The 15,767-nt window shown below is 69.7% G+C and carries 20 protein-coding genes and 1 tRNA gene; all 21 read right to left on the bottom strand.

What is annotated here, in order from left to right; translation table 11 throughout:
• Nucleotides 1–409: 409 nt before the first annotated feature.
• On the bottom strand, nt 410–1,048 hold the full coding sequence (locus AC0L6Y_RS03360; RefSeq protein ID WP_473555420.1) for a hypothetical protein: 639 nt from the start codon (nt 1,046–1,048) through the stop codon (nt 410–412).
• A 196-nt stretch (nt 1,049–1,244) separates the two neighbouring features.
• Entirely contained in the window at nt 1,245–1,850 is a 606-nt protein-coding gene (locus AC0L6Y_RS03355) for a hypothetical protein (protein ID WP_473555414.1), read from the bottom strand.
• 80 nt (nt 1,851–1,930) lie between these two features.
• A complete protein-coding gene (locus AC0L6Y_RS03350) occupies nt 1,931–2,710 on the bottom strand; it encodes an RHS repeat-associated core domain-containing protein (RefSeq protein ID WP_473555410.1) in 780 nt (259 codons plus the stop codon).
• 176 nt (nt 2,711–2,886) lie between these two features.
• A tRNA-Pro gene (locus tag AC0L6Y_RS03345) sits at nt 2,887–2,960 on the bottom strand.
• A 42-nt stretch (nt 2,961–3,002) separates the two neighbouring features.
• A complete protein-coding gene (locus AC0L6Y_RS03340) occupies nt 3,003–3,290 on the bottom strand; it encodes a YchJ family protein (RefSeq protein WP_473555406.1) in 288 nt (95 codons plus the stop codon).
• On the bottom strand, nt 3,290–3,397 hold the full coding sequence (locus tag AC0L6Y_RS03335) for an SEC-C metal-binding domain-containing protein (RefSeq protein ID WP_473555403.1): 108 nt from the start codon (nt 3,395–3,397) through the stop codon (nt 3,290–3,292). The genes AC0L6Y_RS03340 and AC0L6Y_RS03335 overlap by 1 nt, the downstream gene beginning before the upstream one ends.
• On the bottom strand, nt 3,394–4,242 hold the full coding sequence (locus AC0L6Y_RS03330) for an N-acyl homoserine lactonase family protein (RefSeq protein ID WP_473555398.1): 849 nt from the start codon (nt 4,240–4,242) through the stop codon (nt 3,394–3,396). The genes AC0L6Y_RS03335 and AC0L6Y_RS03330 overlap by 4 nt, the downstream gene beginning before the upstream one ends.
• Before the next feature lie 217 nt (nt 4,243–4,459).
• Nucleotides 4,460–5,014, bottom strand: coding sequence for an MOSC domain-containing protein (locus AC0L6Y_RS03325; RefSeq protein WP_473555394.1), 555 nt, complete (start codon nt 5,012–5,014; stop codon nt 4,460–4,462).
• 39 nt (nt 5,015–5,053) lie between these two features.
• The gene (locus AC0L6Y_RS03320; RefSeq protein WP_473555389.1) at nt 5,054–5,410 is read right to left on the bottom strand and encodes a rhodanese-like domain-containing protein; all 357 of its coding nucleotides are present in this window, start codon (nt 5,408–5,410) and stop codon (nt 5,054–5,056) included.
• Complete coding sequence (locus tag AC0L6Y_RS03315) at nt 5,407–5,973, bottom strand: hypothetical protein (protein ID WP_473555385.1); 567 nt, start codon at nt 5,971–5,973, stop codon at nt 5,407–5,409. Before AC0L6Y_RS03315 ends, AC0L6Y_RS03320 begins: the two co-directional genes overlap by 4 nt.
• 218 nt (nt 5,974–6,191) lie before the next feature.
• On the bottom strand, nt 6,192–6,887 hold the full coding sequence (locus AC0L6Y_RS03310) for an NUDIX hydrolase (RefSeq protein WP_473555381.1): 696 nt from the start codon (nt 6,885–6,887) through the stop codon (nt 6,192–6,194).
• A gap of 3 nt (nt 6,888–6,890) precedes the next feature.
• Entirely contained in the window at nt 6,891–7,376 is a 486-nt protein-coding gene (sufU, locus tag AC0L6Y_RS03305; RefSeq protein ID WP_473555375.1) for a Fe-S cluster assembly sulfur transfer protein SufU, read from the bottom strand.
• The gene (locus AC0L6Y_RS03300) at nt 7,373–8,653 is read right to left on the bottom strand and encodes a SufS family cysteine desulfurase (protein WP_473555370.1); all 1,281 of its coding nucleotides are present in this window, start codon (nt 8,651–8,653) and stop codon (nt 7,373–7,375) included. Before AC0L6Y_RS03300 ends, sufU begins: the two co-directional genes overlap by 4 nt.
• 48 nt (nt 8,654–8,701) lie before the next feature.
• Entirely contained in the window at nt 8,702–9,190 is a 489-nt protein-coding gene (locus AC0L6Y_RS03295) for an aromatic ring-opening dioxygenase LigA (RefSeq protein ID WP_473555367.1), read from the bottom strand.
• A gap of 80 nt (nt 9,191–9,270) precedes the next feature.
• Nucleotides 9,271–10,836, bottom strand: a complete 1,566-nt coding sequence (gene der, locus AC0L6Y_RS03290) for a ribosome biogenesis GTPase Der (RefSeq protein ID WP_473555363.1) — start codon at nt 10,834–10,836, stop codon at nt 9,271–9,273.
• A gap of 6 nt (nt 10,837–10,842) precedes the next feature.
• On the bottom strand, nt 10,843–11,529 hold the full coding sequence (cmk, locus tag AC0L6Y_RS03285) for a (d)CMP kinase (RefSeq protein WP_473555357.1): 687 nt from the start codon (nt 11,527–11,529) through the stop codon (nt 10,843–10,845).
• Nucleotides 11,526–12,617: a prephenate dehydrogenase gene (locus AC0L6Y_RS03280; RefSeq protein ID WP_473555353.1), complete on the bottom strand. Its 1,092-nt coding sequence runs from the start codon at nt 12,615–12,617 to the stop codon at nt 11,526–11,528. Before AC0L6Y_RS03280 ends, cmk begins: the two co-directional genes overlap by 4 nt.
• Entirely contained in the window at nt 12,614–13,411 is a 798-nt protein-coding gene (locus AC0L6Y_RS03275; protein ID WP_473555349.1) for a pseudouridine synthase, read from the bottom strand. The genes AC0L6Y_RS03280 and AC0L6Y_RS03275 overlap by 4 nt, the downstream gene beginning before the upstream one ends.
• Nucleotides 13,408–13,986, bottom strand: a complete 579-nt coding sequence (gene scpB / locus AC0L6Y_RS03270; protein WP_473555345.1) for an SMC-Scp complex subunit ScpB — start codon at nt 13,984–13,986, stop codon at nt 13,408–13,410. The genes AC0L6Y_RS03275 and scpB overlap by 4 nt, the downstream gene beginning before the upstream one ends.
• On the bottom strand, nt 13,976–14,824 hold the full coding sequence (locus tag AC0L6Y_RS03265; protein WP_473555340.1) for a segregation and condensation protein A: 849 nt from the start codon (nt 14,822–14,824) through the stop codon (nt 13,976–13,978). Before AC0L6Y_RS03265 ends, scpB begins: the two co-directional genes overlap by 11 nt.
• Nucleotides 14,808–15,707, bottom strand: a complete 900-nt coding sequence (locus AC0L6Y_RS03260; protein ID WP_473555336.1) for a ParA family protein — start codon at nt 15,705–15,707, stop codon at nt 14,808–14,810. Before AC0L6Y_RS03260 ends, AC0L6Y_RS03265 begins: the two co-directional genes overlap by 17 nt.
• Nucleotides 15,708–15,767: the final 60 nt, after the last annotated feature.

The raw sequence follows: 15,767 nt of genomic DNA, 5'->3' as shown, positions 1-15,767 counted from the left end.
CCAGCGGGGCCCACCTGCTCGCAGGTGCCATGTCGCTCGGCTCGAGTTAACGAAGGAAGGCCGCCCCATGCGGGACGGCCTTCCTTCGTTACGTGGGTCGTCCAGAAAACCCCAAGCCACCGAGAAGCCCGGCCACTCGACCGCGTGCGTTTCCCAGCCCTAGTGGCAATTTTTCCCAACAGATGGAGAGCAGCCGACGACTAAGCCGTCAGCCTGGAGCAGAGCGAACGCGAAAGCAACGTCACACGCCTTCGGAAATCCCACCGACCAGTCTTGGTGAACCGGGTAGCACCGCCCTCGGCACGGTCCCTGGTGCATTCCGATCGCTATTGAGGGCGAGCCCTCGCAGATATTGGCGTGCACCAGGTCGACCACTACTTTCGGTCGGCGCCTCAACGATCAACGCGCGCTAAGGTTGCGCCGCGACCCACGCAGCGCGAAACTCACGCAACTTTTGGATCGTCGCCTCGACTGTCGCACGATCCGCAGGGCGATGTGCCACCCATCGCTCCGGCACGAGCGCGAACTGCCACGGCGGCGCCCCCTCGACCGAAATAACGATCGTGTCTGCAACAGTCGGTGAGCTGATTCGTCCTAGCTCGATCGAAACGATCCGATCCCACCCGAGCCGCAATACGTGGGCCGGCTGGGCTGGGTTCCGCCACACCACCACACCGCCAGCGCCGGCCGACAGCGTCAATGAAACACGGAATTTCACTTCACGCAAGGGTTCGAGAACGCCCCCTCTCACCGCAGCATCATGGAAGTTCCGCGCAGAAAACAGGATGTCCGTCGCGGGAAGCCGACGGCGCAATCTCCATCGCAGGAACGCGCTTGGCACCCAAATCAGCGCAACCCACACGAGCATGAGGAATACCACGCTGAGTCCCACGGTTAGTCCCCAGAACTTGCCCAGCAGGTCCATCACCGACAGGCCTTGAAGCTCACCCTCGGCCTGAGCTCGGGCGACGAGGCCATATGCGGAGAACCCCGCGAACCCGATGCCGAGCACGATGAAGAAGATTGCACGATTACGCGTCGCTTGCACGTCTGCAACCTTCTCTCTCTCGATGCTGAGTCACGAGCCGGTCAACCGCGGCTGGCATACGCCCGCACTCCACCTGTGAGCACGCCGAACACCGCGCCCGAATTCGCAGGCCCACCCACCGAACTGATCGCCACACCCATACCAGCAGTAAGAATCTTTCCTCGGCATATGCCGTGCCCTCATCGATCAACGCGTGCTACGGCTGCGCTGCGGCCCACGCAGCGCGAAGCTCACGCAACTTTTCGACCGTCGCCTCCACCGTGGCACGATCCGCCGGCCGATGTGCGACCCACCCTTCCGCAACGATTGCGAATTGCCAATCCGGGATCCTGTCACCCGAAAGGACAACCGTGTCCGCGACGCTCGGCGCGGTGATCCGACCAAGCCCGACCTCGCCGATCGAATCCCAGCCGAATCGAAGCACCCGTCTAGGCCGAACCGCAGAGCGCCACAACTCGAACCCCTCAGCACCAGCTACTGCCGCTAGCGAAATGCGCGGCTTCGCGTCACGAAGCGGATCAAGCGCGCCATCGTCCTTGAGCGCATCGTGAAAATCCCTAATCGAAAACACAAAAACGTCCCCCGAACACCGACGGCGAAGGCGCCACCGCAAGACCGCGCTCGGCAGCCACATGAAAACGAGACACGCCGCAGTCATGAGAAAGAGGGCCAATCCCCCGGACACGACCCAGAATTTCACCGCGAGCTCTCCAACGGAGAGACCTTCGAGCTCGCCTTGCGCGAGCGGCCGCTCTACCATCCGAACGGCAGCCAGGACGAAGAGCACAAGACCTGCGATCATGCCCCAAATCGCGCGAACGCGTACGCCCTCATTCAATGCTGTTCCTGCCTCTCTCGACCCTCGCGACCTGACTCAGTGGCTCAGCGCGATACAAGCGCCCAGCCCGCCCCCGTTACCCCGCTGAACGCCAAGCCTGCCCGCAGCGGTGCACCCAGTACACCGAACGTCAAGCTGAAGGCTACAGTCAGCCCCTTACCACTACAGATGCCGTCCCAGTCATACGCGATGCAATCCGTAAAGACGGCGCCAACCCCCGTCACCGTCGAAACCAACATCGCGCCTACCATTACCGGAGCAGCGACGGCGGTCGCTACGCCAGTGGGGGATCCAAATGCAGCAACGGCGCCGGCAACTGCCGCGATTGCTGCCGAACCCCCCGAAATCGCATCCAGTGAACGGCTGAGATCGCCGAGGCCAGCTTTGACTTCCGCCTCGGTCAGCTGCGACCCCTCGCAACCGTTCGGGTTCCGACAGATTGTCGTTGAGCGCGGTGTCTGCCAATTCGCTGGCGGAGCAGCCACCGCACGGTTTGCCGTCCACACAGTTCTCACCGACTTGCCTGTGCTCTTCGCCCACCGTTCCGCTGCATCAATGCTCAGCATGCCGCTCAGGTCAAGCTTGTTGACCGGGTCCGGCGGATACACGTACGAGTTATCCACCCCACCCTCGATCGGATCCACACTCAGGAACCTGCCCAACGCCGGCACATACGCCCGTGCACCCATCTGTACGACCGCCACCGAACCCTGATGCTCATACAACTTCCGGTGCCCGCCCACGAACGCGTAGTCCGCATCCCACACGAACCGAACCACCGCACCCAATAGCGAGCCGCCCAGACCCTGTTTCCTGGACAGCAATCTGGACGACTGTTTCGTCGGGCTGACAGGATTTGTCCCCTACTGGCTCCCCGAACGCGCTCCGCGCGTCCGGGGCCCCTCGCCAGCGGGGGCCCACCTGCTCGCCGGTGCCATGTCGCTCGGCTCGAGTTAACGAAGGAAGGCCGCCCCATGCGGGACGGCCTTCCTTCGTTACGTCGGGCTGACAGGATTTGAACCTGCGACCCCTTGACCCCCAGTCAAGTGCGCTACCAAGCTGCGCCACAGCCCGTGGCTTGTGCGCCCGCCAAGCGGAACAGCACGATGGACAACTCTACCGTGTCTCGCCGTCCAGGTACGACCATCGGCCGGCACTGTCGCGCACGAAACGGCTGCGCTCGAGCAGCAGGCCCGCGGCGCCGTCCGGGTCGCGGTACGAGGCACGGAACTCGACCACCCCCTCGGCGTCACCGGCCGCCCCGGCGACCGCATCCACGATCTGCAGGCGGCGCCACAGCACCCCCTCCTCCAGCTCGAGCGTCGCCGGCCTGGTCAACGGATGCCAGCTCGCCAGCAGGTAGGCATCCAGCCCCCGAGCGAAGGCACTGAACCGCGAGCGCATCAGCTGCGCGCCGTCTCGGCCGCGCCGCCCGCATGCAGCGGGCCGCAGCACCGCTCATACGCGCGCCCCGAACCGCAGGGGCACGCCTCCGGCTCGGATGCGGTCACGACACCGCCGCGAGACGCTCCGGCACGCGCGGGTCGTGGGCCGCCACCACGGCAAGTCCCGGCAGCGCCTCGGTGAGCGCCACGATCTTGCGAGCCGTCTGCAGCTGCACCTCGCGCACCCCCGTGTCGGGCACGACACCCTTCGCGAGCAGGTCCGGGTTGTAGGTGACATCGCCCACGAGCAGCACCGGCGTCGCACCCTCGCGGCGCACCAGCAGGCTCATCGAGCCCGCCGAGTGCCCGGGCGTCGGCAGCAGCAGCAGGGTTCCGTCGCCGAAGATGTCGAAGCTCGCGCCGAAGGCGGCGAGCGCCGGGTCATCGTTCGGCTCGCACACGACCGGGGAGAACTCGACGCCGTCGACCTTCACGTGCTCGGCCAGCACGCCGTGCATCTCGGGCGCCTTCTCATCCAGCAGCGCCAGCTCGTCGGCGCTCACCAGGAACTTCTTGCCGGTGAGTTCGGCGACGTTGCCCGCGTGATCCTGGTGCAGGTGCGAGATCGCCACCACATCAATGTCGTCGACCGAGGCACCCGCGGCGGTCAGCTGCGCCGACAGGCTCTGCTCAACGCTCACCCGGAACTCCGCCTGACGCCGGAACACCAGCCCCACCAGGCCGCCCGGGTAGTAGTCGGGGTCGTCGATCAACGCCGCCGACTGGCCGGTGTCGAACAGCACGGTGCCGCGCTCGTGCTCCACCAGGAACCCGAACACCGGCAGCCACGGCGACCAGGTGCGCGAGGTGAACGTCCACCACAGCATCGGGGTTCCGGTGCCGGCGATGTTGTTCGGGCGGATGCGGACCTCGCCGAGAGTCAGCGGGCGGATCGTGAGGGGTGGGGTCATGAAGGACAGTTTGGACTGTGTTCGTTTCGATGGGGTTTCGATACGCCGCTGACGCGGCTACTCAACCCGCTGCAGCGCGGTTTCGATACGCCGCTCACGCGGCTACTCAACCCGCAGAGCCTTGCGGTTTCGATACGCCGCTGACGCGGCTACTCAACCCGCAGAGCCTTGGGGTTTCGATACGCCGCCAGTGGCGGCTACTCAACCCGCTGGCGGGTTACGGGCCGCGGTAGAAGTCGAGGATGGTGGGCGCGTTGTCGGGGATGTGCACGACGGCGATCTCGTCGCCGGAGTGGATGCGGCCGGAGCGGGTGACCTTGAGGTAGGCGCCGAGGCGGCGGGCATCCGAGAAGCGCTTCACCCAGCCGCGGCTCTCCTCGCCCATCCAGCGGGCGAAGGTCATGCACGGCGTGCGCGGGCCGGTCACCTCCAGCTCGACGGCGTCCTCCCCCGCGCCGATGCGCCACCGGGTGCCGACCACGGCGTTCGAGACCTCGAGACCCTTGACGCGGATGTTCTCGCCGAACAGGCCCGGCGTGATCTCGCGGCCGAGCTGCTCCTCCCACCACTCGGCGTCCTCGACGGCGTAGGCGTACACCGCCTTCTCGTCGCCGCCGTGGTGCTTGCGGTCGGCCTGCAGGTCGGCGTAGAGGCCGCGCGGCCCCACCTTCACCGGCCCGTCGACGGCGCGCTTGTCGATCGCGGTCGTGCCGACCGAGCCCGAATCCGGGTGCAGCGAGGCGACAACGCAGGCGGCGAGGAGGCGTCCCATGCCACGAGGGTAGCGGCAGCCGGGGTGCCGGCGGCAGCGCTACTCAGTGACGATCGGGATGCCGGTCGCGTCGGAGGCCTCCTGCACCGAACCGGCGTTGACCGCATCCGTGATGCCGAGTGCGGCCAGCCGCTCGATCGCCGTGCCCGCCCGGTTGCCCGAGCGGCAGTAGACGACGTAAGAGGCATCGGGGTCGAGCTCCGCGGCGAGCGCGTCGAACTCGGCCGACTGCACGTCGAGCAGCAGGGCGCCCTCGAGGTGGCCGGTCGCGAACTCGTCGGGGGTGCGCACATCGATGATGACCGTGTCCGCGGTGACCTCGATCGGCTCGGCGGGCGTGCAGCCGGTGAGCGTCAGGGCGAGACCGAGGGTGAGCAGGGCGAGGAGCTTCTTCATGGGGTCTCTTTCGGGGTCGATCGGAAGGGGGTGAACAACGGACGGCAGTCGAGACACACCTCGCCCGGCTCTGCCGCATCGACGAGCCCGGCGAGAACGGCGGCCTGCCGACGTTCGGCGTGGCGCACGGCGGCGCGTTCGCGGCGCAGCCGGTCGGCAAGGCCCACTGCGAGCACGATCAGCCCCGCGACGGCAAGCACCGGCTGCGCGATGCCGCTGACGAGGCTCGCCTCGCCGGCGTCGGTTCCGAGCCCGAGCAGCAGGCTGCCGATGAGCGGGCCGCGCAGGTCGCAGCCGGTCGCCTCGGCGCCGAGCGGCGGGCGGCGGAAGGTCGCGAAGGTGGCACCGGCGAGCAGGCTGCCCGTGACGAGGGCGGCCGCGGCGAGGGCATCGAGGCGGAGTTCGATGGTGCCGTCGATGAGGGCGAACAGCCCGGTGGAGCTCGCGAGGACGGCGAGGGTGAGGATCGCTGCGATCAGGGTGACGGCGAGGCGGTCGGGGCGCGCGAGCGGGGCGAGCAGGTGGCGCAGCGCGGGCGCGCGGGGGGTCGCGGTCGCAGGCATGAGGCGAGTATACCCTAGGGGGTATGGGGGTGGGGGGCTTGGGTTTCGATACGCCGCTGACGCGGCTACTCAACCCGCTAGAGCGCGGTTTCGATACGCCGCTGACGCGGCTACTCAACCCGCTAGAGCGCGGTTTCGATACGCCGCTTCGCGGCTACTCAACCCGCAGGACCTTGCGGTTTCGATACGCCGCTTTGCGGCTACTCAACCCGCTGGGGTCAGATTTCTAGGGCTCGGGAGGGGTCCCAGGGGCGGGTCCAGCCGAGTTCGTCGAAGAGGCGGTCGAGCACGATCGCGGTGAACCCCCACACGAACACCTCGCCGACCGTGAACGCGGGGCTGGGCGGCCGCCGCTGCCCGCGAATCGAGACGACGCTCGCGCGGTTCTCGGGCGCCAGCAGGTCGGCGACCGGCACCCGGAACACCTCCACCGTCTCACGCCGATCCGCTGCGGCGATGCGCGACGGGGTCGCCCACCAGCCGAGCACCGGGGTCACCAGGTTGTTGCTGACCACGAGCGGCACCTCCGGCAGCTCCCCCAGCACGTCGACGCCGGCCGGGTCGAGCCCCGTCTCCTCCACCGCCTCGCGCAGCGCCGCCGCCGAGGGGCTCGCATCGCCGGGATCGATGCCGCCGCCCGGGAAGGCGACCTGCCCGGCGTGGTGGCGCATCCGGTCGGCGCGTCGCTGCAACAGCACGTCGAGCTCCGGCGCGACCCCGTCGGCGGCGGTCGCGGGCGTCGCGTCGAGCACGCCGAACAGGATCAGCACCGCGGCACGGCGGGCACGATCCGGATCGGGGAACTGGAAGCGGCCGTCGATCGACCACTCCGGCGCCGAGGCCACCAGCTGCTCGAGCTGCGCGCGCGCCGACGCCGGAGTCGAAGCCGGAGCCGGAGCCGACGAAGGCGCCATGGCTCAGTGAGATTCGTGCGCGGTCGCCGTGCCGGAGGCCTCGGCCACCGCCGCCTCGGTCGCCACCCAGGCGAGCATCGCGCACTTCACCCGCTGCGAGTACTTCGAGACGCCGGAGAGCGCGGCGACGTCGCCGAACTCCTCCTCGTCGAGGGCGAGCGTGCCGCGCGAGCGCAGCACCTCACGGAACTTGTCGATCCGGGCCTGCAGCGCGCCCAGCTCGACGGGCGCATCCTCGTCGATCAGGGCCGCGAACATCGAGGCGGAGGCCTGCGAGATGGTGCAGCCGTGCCCCTCCCAGCGCAGACCGGTCAGGTGGGTGCCCGCTTCGTCGAGGGTGACGCGCACGGTCACCTCGTCGCCGCACACCGGGTTGTACTGGTGCGACTCGCCCTCGCCGGGCGCCTTCACGGCCACGAAGCCCTGCCCGTGCGGGGTCTTCGAGTGGTCCAGAATCAGCTGCTGGTACAGCGCCTCAAGCCCGCTCATGCGCTCACTCCAAAGAACGGTCGGATGCCCGCCACCGCCTCGAGCAGCTCGTCGATCTCGGCGGCGGTGGTGAAGGGCGACACGCTCGCGCGCGTGGTCGCAGTCAGCCCGAAACGACGGTGCAGCGGCTGCGCGCAATGGTGGCCGACCCGCACGGCGATGCCGCGGTCGTCGAGGAACTGCCCCGAGTCATGCGCGTGCACCCCCTCGACGTCGAAGGCCGCGAGACCGACCCGCTCCACTGTGCCGTCCCCGACGCCGAGAACCCGGATGCCCGGGATCTGCGCGAGCCCCAGCAGCATCCGCTGTCCGAGCCCGCGTTCCCATTCGGCGATCTCGGCGCGCCCGTGCGCCTCCATCCAGTCGCACGCGGCCGCCCAGCCGATCGCCTGCGCGATGCGCTGGGTGCCCGGCTCGAAGCGCTGCGGCGCCGGCAGGTATTCGGCCGATTCGAGAGTGACACGGGTGATCATCGAGCCGCCGGTCAGAAACGGCGGCAGCGAATCCAGCAGATCCGCCTTGCCGTAGAGGGCGCCGATACCGGTCGGGGCGAGCATCTTGTGGCCCGAGACGGCGGCGAAGTCGACGTCGAGCGCGCGCAGGTCAACGGGCAGGTTGGGCGCCGACTGGCAGGCGTCGAGCACCACGAGGGCGCCCGCGTCGTGCGCCAGGCGCGTGAGGTGCTCGACCGGGTTGACGATGCCGAGCACGTTCGAGACGTGCGCGAAGGCCACGAGGCGGGTGCGCTCCCCGATCACCTCGGCGGCGTGGTCGAGGTCGATCCGCCCGTCGTCGTGCACCCGGATCGGGCGCAGCACCGCGCCCGTGCGCGCGGCGAGCTCCTGCCACGGGATCAGGTTCGCGTGGTGCTCCGCCTCGGTGACGACGATCTCGTCGCCCGCAGCCAGCCGGAAGCGCTCGGCCGCGGCTCCCCCGCGCCCCAGCGTGGCGTTGCCGATCGCGTACGCCACCAGGTTGATCGCCTCGGTCGCGTTCGCCGTCCACACCAGCTCGCGCTCCCCCGCGCCGAGGAAGCCGGCCACGCGGGCGCGGGCATCCTCGAACAGATCGGTGGCTTCACCGGCGAGCGTGTGGGCGCCTCGGTTGACGGCCGCGTTCGCTGTCTCGTAGTAGCGGCGCTCGGCGTCGAGCACGACGCGCGGCTTCTGACTCGTCGCCGCGGCGTCGAGGTAGTTGAGCGGCTTGCCGTTCACGGTGCGGTCGAGGATCGGAAAGTCGGCGCGCGCCGCGACCGGGTTGAAAACGGAGCGGGTCACGCCTCCCGAGCCTACTCGGGAGGCGCGACCCGCGCCGTGTGGTGGTTCTTAGCTTGCCGCCTGCTTGGGCGCGATCCGCGTCAGCACCCAGCCGGTCGCGGCCACGAACAGGCCCATGCCCATCGCGAAGGCGGCGACACCGAACGAGACGACAGAGGTGAAGAGCGAGGCGCGCAGGAACGAGGCGTTCATCATGGTGGTGCGCACCGGGTCCTCACGGTCGAGCTCGGCGTAGGTGAGACCACCGCTGGCCTCGAGGGCGTGGTGGCTGATGACCTCGGCCTCGGCGTAGGCGGTGAGCGGTCCGGTGACGGCGGCACCCGGAAGCAGCGCCGAGTCCTCCGAGACGACGATCTTCTCGGCGGCGAGCTCGCTGCTCACCATGCCCCAGACGACACCCCCGGCGAGCACCATGCCGATGCCGGCGATGAGCGCGAGCACTCCGAACAGTCGAACGAAGCGGGCGGTGCCGCGAGTGAACTCGACGACGACGCGGTCAGATCCGGTGGTCTCGGCGGGCGTGGTGGTGGAAGTCATGGTGTCCCCTTGATGATGCTGAATCGGTTGATGTGACTCAGCTTCTCGGAGACCTGCTCACCTTCCCAGGGCCGAAGGTCCTACGTCCGCTTGCGCTTCTCCCTGACTCGCATGTTCACGTTGATCGGGGTGCCCTCGAAGCCGTAGATCTCGCGCAGGCGGCGCGTGATGAAGCGGCGGTAGCCGGGGTCGAGGAATCCGGTCGTGAACAGCACGAAGGTCGGCGGGCGCGTCGACACCTGGGTGCCGAACAGGATGCGCGGCTGCTTTCCGCCGCGAACCGGGTGCGGGTGCTCCGCCGTCAGCTCCGCGATCAGCGCGTTCAGCTTGCCGGTCGGAATGCGGGTGTCCCAGCTGTCGAGCGCGAGCTCGAGCGCGGGCACCAGCTTCTCCAGGTGACGGCCGGTGCGGGCGGAGATGTTGACGCGCGGCGCCCAGGTGATGTGGGCGAGATCCTGCTCGATCTCGCGCTCCAGGTAGCGGCGACGCTCATCGTCCAGCAGATCCCACTTGTTGTAGGCGACGACGAGCGCGCGGCCCGACTCAAGCACCAGGTCGATGATGCGCATGTCCTGCACCGAGATCGGCTGGGTGACGTCGAGCACGACGACGGCGACCTCCGCCTTCTCAAGCGCGGCACTGGTGCGCAGGCTCGCGTAGAAGTCGGCACCCTGCTGCAGGTGCACCCGCTTGCGGATGCCGGCGGTGTCGACGAAGGTCCAGATGCGACCGCCGAGCTCGACCTGCTCGTCGACGGGGTCGCGGGTGGTGCCCGCCATCTCGTTGACGACGACGCGCTCCTCACCGGCGGCCTTGTTGAGCAGGCTCGACTTGCCGACGTTCGGGCGCCCCAGGATCGCGACCCGGCGCGGGCCGCCGATCTCCTGCTTGGCGACGGTGGAGACCTCCGGCAGCACCTCCATGACGTGGTCGAGCAGGTCGGCCACGCCGCGGCCGTGCAGCGCCGACAGCGGCCACGGCTCGCCGAGCCCGAGGCTCCACAGCTCCGCGGCGAGCGGGTCCTTGACGGTGTCGTCCGACTTGTTCGCGACCAGGATCACGGGCTTGTGCGAGGCGCGCAGCATGCGCACGACGTGCTCGTCGGTCGCCGTGGCGCCGACGTTGATGTCGACGACGAACAGCACCGCATCCGCCAGATCGACGGCGACCTCGGCCTGCGCCGCGACGGAGGCGTTGATGCCCTGCGCGTCGGGCTCCCAGCCGCCGGTGTCGACGAGGGTGAAGCGACGGCCCAGCCACTCGGCCTTGTAGCTGACGCGGTCGCGGGTGACGCCGGGCACATCCTCGACGACCGCTTCGCGGCGGCCCAGGATGCGGTTGACGAGCGCGCTCTTGCCGACGTTCGGGCGGCCCACGATCGCGAGCACGGGAAGCGCCGGCAGGTAGGTGATGCCGTCGGGACCGGCGGAGGCGGCATCCAGCAGCTCCAGGTCCTCGTCGTCGAGGTCGTAGTCGGACAGGCCCGCGCGCAGGCTCGCGGCGCGGTTCTCCGCCGCCTCGTCGTCCAGGTCGGCGAGTCGTTCGGCGAGCGCCTCGACGGCGCCCTCGTCGTTTCCGAGCTCGTCGAATTCGCTGTCAGCCTCGGGGGGCGTCAACGACGCGAGCTCCGGGTCACGCTCGGTCATGGTTCCTCAGTTCTGGTGGGCGGTGCTGGCCTCGGCGGTTCGCCGCACATGCTCGATCACCGCGTCGACGGTCTGCTCGAAGTCGAGTTCCGTCGAATCGATCGTGGTCACGCCCTCGGCGGCGGTCAGAAAATCGACCACCTGGGCGTCTTTGCGGTCCCGCTCGCGCAACTGCCGGGCCGTATCGGCGTCGGCGGAGGCGAGTTCAGCGGACCGTCGCGCAATTCTAACCGTCTCATCGGCGGTTAAGAGGATTCGCACCTGAGCATCCGGTGCGACCACCGTGGTGATGTCGCGGCCTTCGACCACGATGCCGGGCGCACGGGTCTCGGCGATGATGCGCCGGAACGCCTCGGTGAGCGCCTCGCGCACCTCCGGAACCCGCGCGATCTGGCTGACGACGGCGCTGATCCGCGGCTCGCGGATCGCGATCGTCACGTCGACGTCGCCGACCCGCACGTGCGAGCCCTCGGGCCGCGCCTCGGTGCGGTACGGGAAGTCGGCCAGCTCGGCGACGATCGCGCCGGAGTCGTCGAGGTCGATGCCGCGCTCGAGCGCGAGCCAGGTGAGGGCGCGGTAGGCGGCCCCGGTGTCGAGGAAGGCGTAGCCGAGGCGCGTGGCGGCCGCACGGCTCACGCTCGACTTGCCGCTGCCGGCCGGCCCATCCACGGCGACGACGATCGGGGTGCTCATCGGTCTTCTTCTCCCAGTGCCCAGCCGCGCTTCTCCAGCGCGGCGGCGAGTGCGTGCGCCGCCTCCGGAACCACCGAGATCTCGGCGAAGCCCAGCTGCGCGCCCGGCGAGTGCTCCAGGCGCAGGTCCTCCATGTTGACGCCCTCTTCGCCGATCTCGGTGAGCAGACGCGCCAGCTCACCCGGCTTGTCGTCGATCTTGACCACGAGCGTCGCGAAGCGCTTCGCCTGGCCGTGCTTGCCGGGCAGCCGGGCGACGCCCGCGTTGCCGGCGGCCATCACCTCGGCGATCGTGCGACGTGAGCCGGAGGCCTCCGGCGCCTCCAGCGCCGACAGCACCGCGTCGAGGTCGTCGCGCAGCGGACGCAGCACATCGGCGACGGCGGCCGCGTTGGCACCGAGGATCTGCACCCACAGCGCCGGGTCGCTTGCGGCGATGCGCGTCGTGTCGCGCACCCCCTGGCCGGCCAGCCGCAGGGCCGGGTCGGTGCCGGCGTCGAGGCGCGCCGCGAGCATCGAGGCGACCAACTGCGGGGCGTGCGAGACGAGGGCGACGGCGCGGTCGTGCTCGACGGCGTCCATCTCGATGAGCACGGCGCCGAGATCGAGCACGAGGTCTTCGAGCGGACGGGCGCGGCCGTAGCTGATGCCGTCGTGCCCGGCGAGAATCCAGGGTCGCCCCTCGAACAGGTCGGCGCGCGCCGAGATCGTGCCGCCGCGCTCCCGCCCGGCCATCGGGTGCGAGCCGAGGTAGCGCGAGAGGTCGGCGCCGCGCTCGCGCAGTTCGGCGAGCGGAGCCAGCTTGACGCTCGCAACGTCAGTGACGAGCGCGTCGGGGAAGCGCGCCAGCTCGGCCGCCACCACCTCGGCGGTCACATCCGGCGGCACGGCGACGACGATCACGCCCGGCGCATCGCCCTCGGCCGGGGCCCGGCCCGCGCCGTAGTCGATCGCGAGGCGGCGCGCGGCCGGCGAGGCGTCGTCGACGATGACGTCGACGCCCTTCGCGCCGAGCGCGAGGCCGATGCTGGCGCCCAGCAGCCCGCTGCCGACGATGCGGACCTGATCGGTCACGCGACGGTCGCTCATTCTCCGGAATCCTCACTCGGGCGCTCGGTGCCGACGTCGCTCTTCCGCGCGATCGTCAGCAGTTCGCCGAGTTCCACCCTAGTGATCTCGCGGGTGCGCCCCATCGGCAGCGTGCCGAGGTGCAGCGGCCCGAACTGGCGTCGCACCAGCTCCAGCACGGGATGCCCGACTGCGGCGAGCATGCGGCGCACGATGCGGTTGCGTCCCGAGTGCAGCGTGATCTCGACGATCGTCTTGCCGCGGGAGGCCTCACCCACGATGCGGGCGCGATCGGCCTGGATCGGACCGTCGTCGAGCTCGATGCCCTTCTCCAGCTTGCGCATCGTCGCGGGCGTCACCTCGCCGCGCACGGTCGCGATGTAGGTCTTCGTCACCCCGAACGACGGATGCGCGAGCACGTGCGCGATCGCCCCGTCGTTGGTGAGCACCAGCAGGCCGCTCGTGTCGGCGTCGAGCCGGCCCACGTTGAACAGCCGTTCGCCGTCGTCCGGCAGGAACTGCCGCAGATCGGGTCGACCGTGCTCGTCGTTCATCGTGCTGACGACGCCGGTCGGCTTGTTGAGGATCAGGTAGCGGCGCGAGCTGTCCAGCTGCACCGCCGTGCCGTCCACCGCGACCTCGTCGACGAGCGGGTCGACGCGGCGCCCCAGCTCGGTGACGACCTGGCCGTTCACCGACACCCGGCCGGCGACGATGTACTGCTCGCTCACCCGGCGCGAGGCGACCCCGGCGGCGGCGAGCACTTTCTGCAGGCGCTCCCCCTCGGCGCTGGCGTCGGTGCTGTCGCCGCTCATCGCAGGGCCGCCGCATCCTCGAAGCCGTCGGCGCCGTCCGGCAGCAGCGGCGAGATCGCGGGCAGCTCCTCGATCGAGTTGATGCCGAGCTGGGTGAGCAGCAGCGGCGTCGTCTCGTAGTGGATCGCGCCGGTCTCGGAGTCGGTGAACGCCTCGGTGATGAGCCCGCGGCCGAGCAGCGTGCGCACCACCGAGTCGACGTTGACGGCGCGGATCGAGGCGATCGATCCGCGCGAGATCGGCTGCTTGTAGGCGATCACCGCGAGCGTCTCGAGCGCCGCCTGCGACAGCTTGGTGGGGCTCTGCGTGAGCACGAAGTCGCGCACCACATCGTCGTGCTCGGCGCGCACGTAGATGCGCCAGCCGCCGCCCACCTCGCGCAACTCGAAGCCGCGCCGCACCGAGCCGGGGGCCGTGCCGTCGAAGTCGGCGACGAGCCGCTCGATCGTCTGCCGGACGGCGGGCACGGGCGCGCCGAGCGCCGTCGCGAGCGCGATCACCGGCTGCGGCTCGTCCACCACCATCAGGATCGCCTCGAGGCGGCGGTCGAGGTCGAGGTTCGGATCAGTTGTCATAGTCGGCTCCCAGGTGGGCGAGCTGGTCATCCGACCAGTGCTGCGCTGTCCAGCGCAGCGTCAGCTCGCCCAGCGGTTCGAGTTGTTCGAAAGAGATCGCGGCGTGGCGGTACAGCTCGAGCACGGCGAGGAAGCGCGCCACCACGACGCCCTTCAGCTCGGCGCCCGCGACCAACTGGCGAAAGCTCAGCGGCTCCCCCTGCCGCAGCATCGCCACGACGTGCGCGGCCTGCTCGCGGATGCTGATCAGGGGCGCGTGCAGGTGGTCGAGCCCGACCACCGGGATCTCGCGCGGGGTGAACGCCAGCAGCGCGAGGGCCGCGAAGTCGTCGGCCGTGAGGTTCCAGACCAGCTCCGGGGTCTGCCGGCGGAACCGGTCCTCGAGGCGCACGTTGCGCACGTGCCGGGTCGACTCGGCGTCGAGATGCTGGCCGAACCACGCCGCCGCCTCCTTGAAGGCCCGGTACTGCAGCAGCCGGGCGAACAGCAGGTCGCGCGCCTCCAGCAGCGCCACATCCTCGGCATCGACGAGCTCGCCCTGCGGCAGCAGCCCCGCGATCTTCAGATCGAGCAGGGTCGCGGCGACCACCAGGAACTCGCTCGCCTGATCGAGGTCGTCCTCCGAGTCGAGCGCGCGCAGGTAGGAGAGGAACTCGTCGGTGACGGCGCTCAGCGCGATCTCGGTGATGTCGAGCTCGTGCTTGCTGATCAGCTGCACGAGCAGGTCGAAGGGGCCGTCGAAGTTCGACAGCGTCAGACGGAAGCCGGGAGACTCGGCGCCTTCACCCGCGGGCGACAGCAGTTCCGTGGTCGGCATCGCCTCAGGCGACGGCGCCACGCGCAACCAGTTCTCTCGCGAGCTGACGGTAGGCGTCCGAGGCCGCGTGCGTCGGGGCGAAGGTGGTGATCGGCTCGGCGGCGACCGTCGCATCCGGGAACTTCACGGTGCGGCCGATCACGGTCTCCAGGGCGGCGTCGCCGAAGGTCTCGACCACGCGCTCCAGCACCTCGCGGCTGTGCAGCGTGCGCGGGTCGTACATCGTCGCCACGATGCCGTCGAGGCGGATCGCCGGGTTCAGCCGGTCGCGGATCTTGTCGATCGTCTCGATCAGCAGCGCCACGCCGCGCAGCGCGAAGTACTCGCACTCCAGCGGGATCAGCACGCCGTGCGCGGCGGTGAGCGCGTTCACGGTGAGCAGGCCGAGCGAAGGCTGGCAGTCGATCAGGATGACGTCGTAGTCGTCGGCCACCTGGCGCAGCACGCGGGCCAGGATCTGCTCGCGCGCCACCTCGTTGACGAGGTGCACCTCCGCGGCCGAGAGGTCGATGTTCGCCGGGATCACGTGCAGATCCGGCGTCGACGTCTCGATGATCGCGGCCTTGGTGTCCTTCGAGCGGCCGAGCAGCAGATCGTAGATCGTCGTCACGTCGTGGGTCGGCACGCCGAGGCCCGCGCTCAGCGCGCCCTGCGGGTCGAAGTCGATCGCGAGCACGCGGCGGCCGTATTCGGCGAGCGCGGCGCCCAGGTTGATCGTCGTCGTGGTCTTGCCGACGCCGCCCTTCTGGTTGCACAGCGCGATGATCCGCGCCGGGCCGTGCGAGGGCAGCTTCTTCGGGACCTTGAAATCCGTCACCGGTCGACCCGTGGGGCCGAGCGTGGCGTTGCCGAGATCGCCGGAGAAGCCCGGCAACTCGGTGACATCCTCGCGTGGCGCTGGCATGGTGTCGAGTCTAAGTCGGTGTCCCCCGCCTCCTGGTTGCCACGCGCCCGTTGCGCGCGG

The sequence above is a fragment of the Pseudolysinimonas sp. 10J20-29 genome, from assembly GCF_055809595.1.
The sequence above is the reverse complement of the archived record's forward strand: the minus strand, read 5'-3'. Positions and strand labels throughout refer to the sequence as shown.

What these genes read in the sequence shown, in the direction of transcription:
- AC0L6Y_RS03325 (WP_473555394.1), bottom strand. Translation starts at nt 5,014, where the DNA reads ATGGGACGCCTCCTCGCCGCCTGCGTTGTCGCCTCGCTGCACCCGGAT.
- sufU (WP_473555375.1), bottom strand. Translation starts at nt 7,376, where the DNA reads ATGAGCGGGCTTGAGGCGCTGTACCAGCAGCTGATTCTGGACCACTCG.
- AC0L6Y_RS03260 (WP_473555336.1), bottom strand. Translation starts at nt 15,707, where the DNA reads ATGCCAGCGCCACGCGAGGATGTCACCGAGTTGCCGGGCTTCTCCGGC.
- AC0L6Y_RS03355 (WP_473555414.1), bottom strand. Translation starts at nt 1,850, where the DNA reads ATGATCGCAGGTCTTGTGCTCTTCGTCCTGGCTGCCGTTCGGATGGTA.
- scpB (WP_473555345.1), bottom strand. Translation starts at nt 13,986, where the DNA reads ATGACAACTGATCCGAACCTCGACCTCGACCGCCGCCTCGAGGCGATC.
- AC0L6Y_RS03275 (WP_473555349.1), bottom strand. Translation starts at nt 13,411, where the DNA reads ATGAGCGGCGACAGCACCGACGCCAGCGCCGAGGGGGAGCGCCTGCAG.
- AC0L6Y_RS03340 (WP_473555406.1), bottom strand. Translation starts at nt 3,290, where the DNA reads ATGCGCTCGCGGTTCAGTGCCTTCGCTCGGGGGCTGGATGCCTACCTG.
- AC0L6Y_RS03310 (WP_473555381.1), bottom strand. Translation starts at nt 6,887, where the DNA reads ATGGCGCCTTCGTCGGCTCCGGCTCCGGCTTCGACTCCGGCGTCGGCG.
- AC0L6Y_RS03315 (WP_473555385.1), bottom strand. Translation starts at nt 5,973, where the DNA reads ATGCCTGCGACCGCGACCCCCCGCGCGCCCGCGCTGCGCCACCTGCTC.
- AC0L6Y_RS03280 (WP_473555353.1), bottom strand. Translation starts at nt 12,617, where the DNA reads ATGAGCGACCGTCGCGTGACCGATCAGGTCCGCATCGTCGGCAGCGGG.
- AC0L6Y_RS03330 (WP_473555398.1), bottom strand. Translation starts at nt 4,242, where the DNA reads ATGACCCCACCCCTCACGATCCGCCCGCTGACTCTCGGCGAGGTCCGC.
- AC0L6Y_RS03295 (WP_473555367.1), bottom strand. Translation starts at nt 9,190, where the DNA reads ATGACTTCCACCACCACGCCCGCCGAGACCACCGGATCTGACCGCGTC.
- cmk (WP_473555357.1), bottom strand. Translation starts at nt 11,529, where the DNA reads ATGAGCACCCCGATCGTCGTCGCCGTGGATGGGCCGGCCGGCAGCGGC.
- der (WP_473555363.1), bottom strand. Translation starts at nt 10,836, where the DNA reads ATGACCGAGCGTGACCCGGAGCTCGCGTCGTTGACGCCCCCCGAGGCT.
- AC0L6Y_RS03320 (WP_473555389.1), bottom strand. Translation starts at nt 5,410, where the DNA reads ATGAAGAAGCTCCTCGCCCTGCTCACCCTCGGTCTCGCCCTGACGCTC.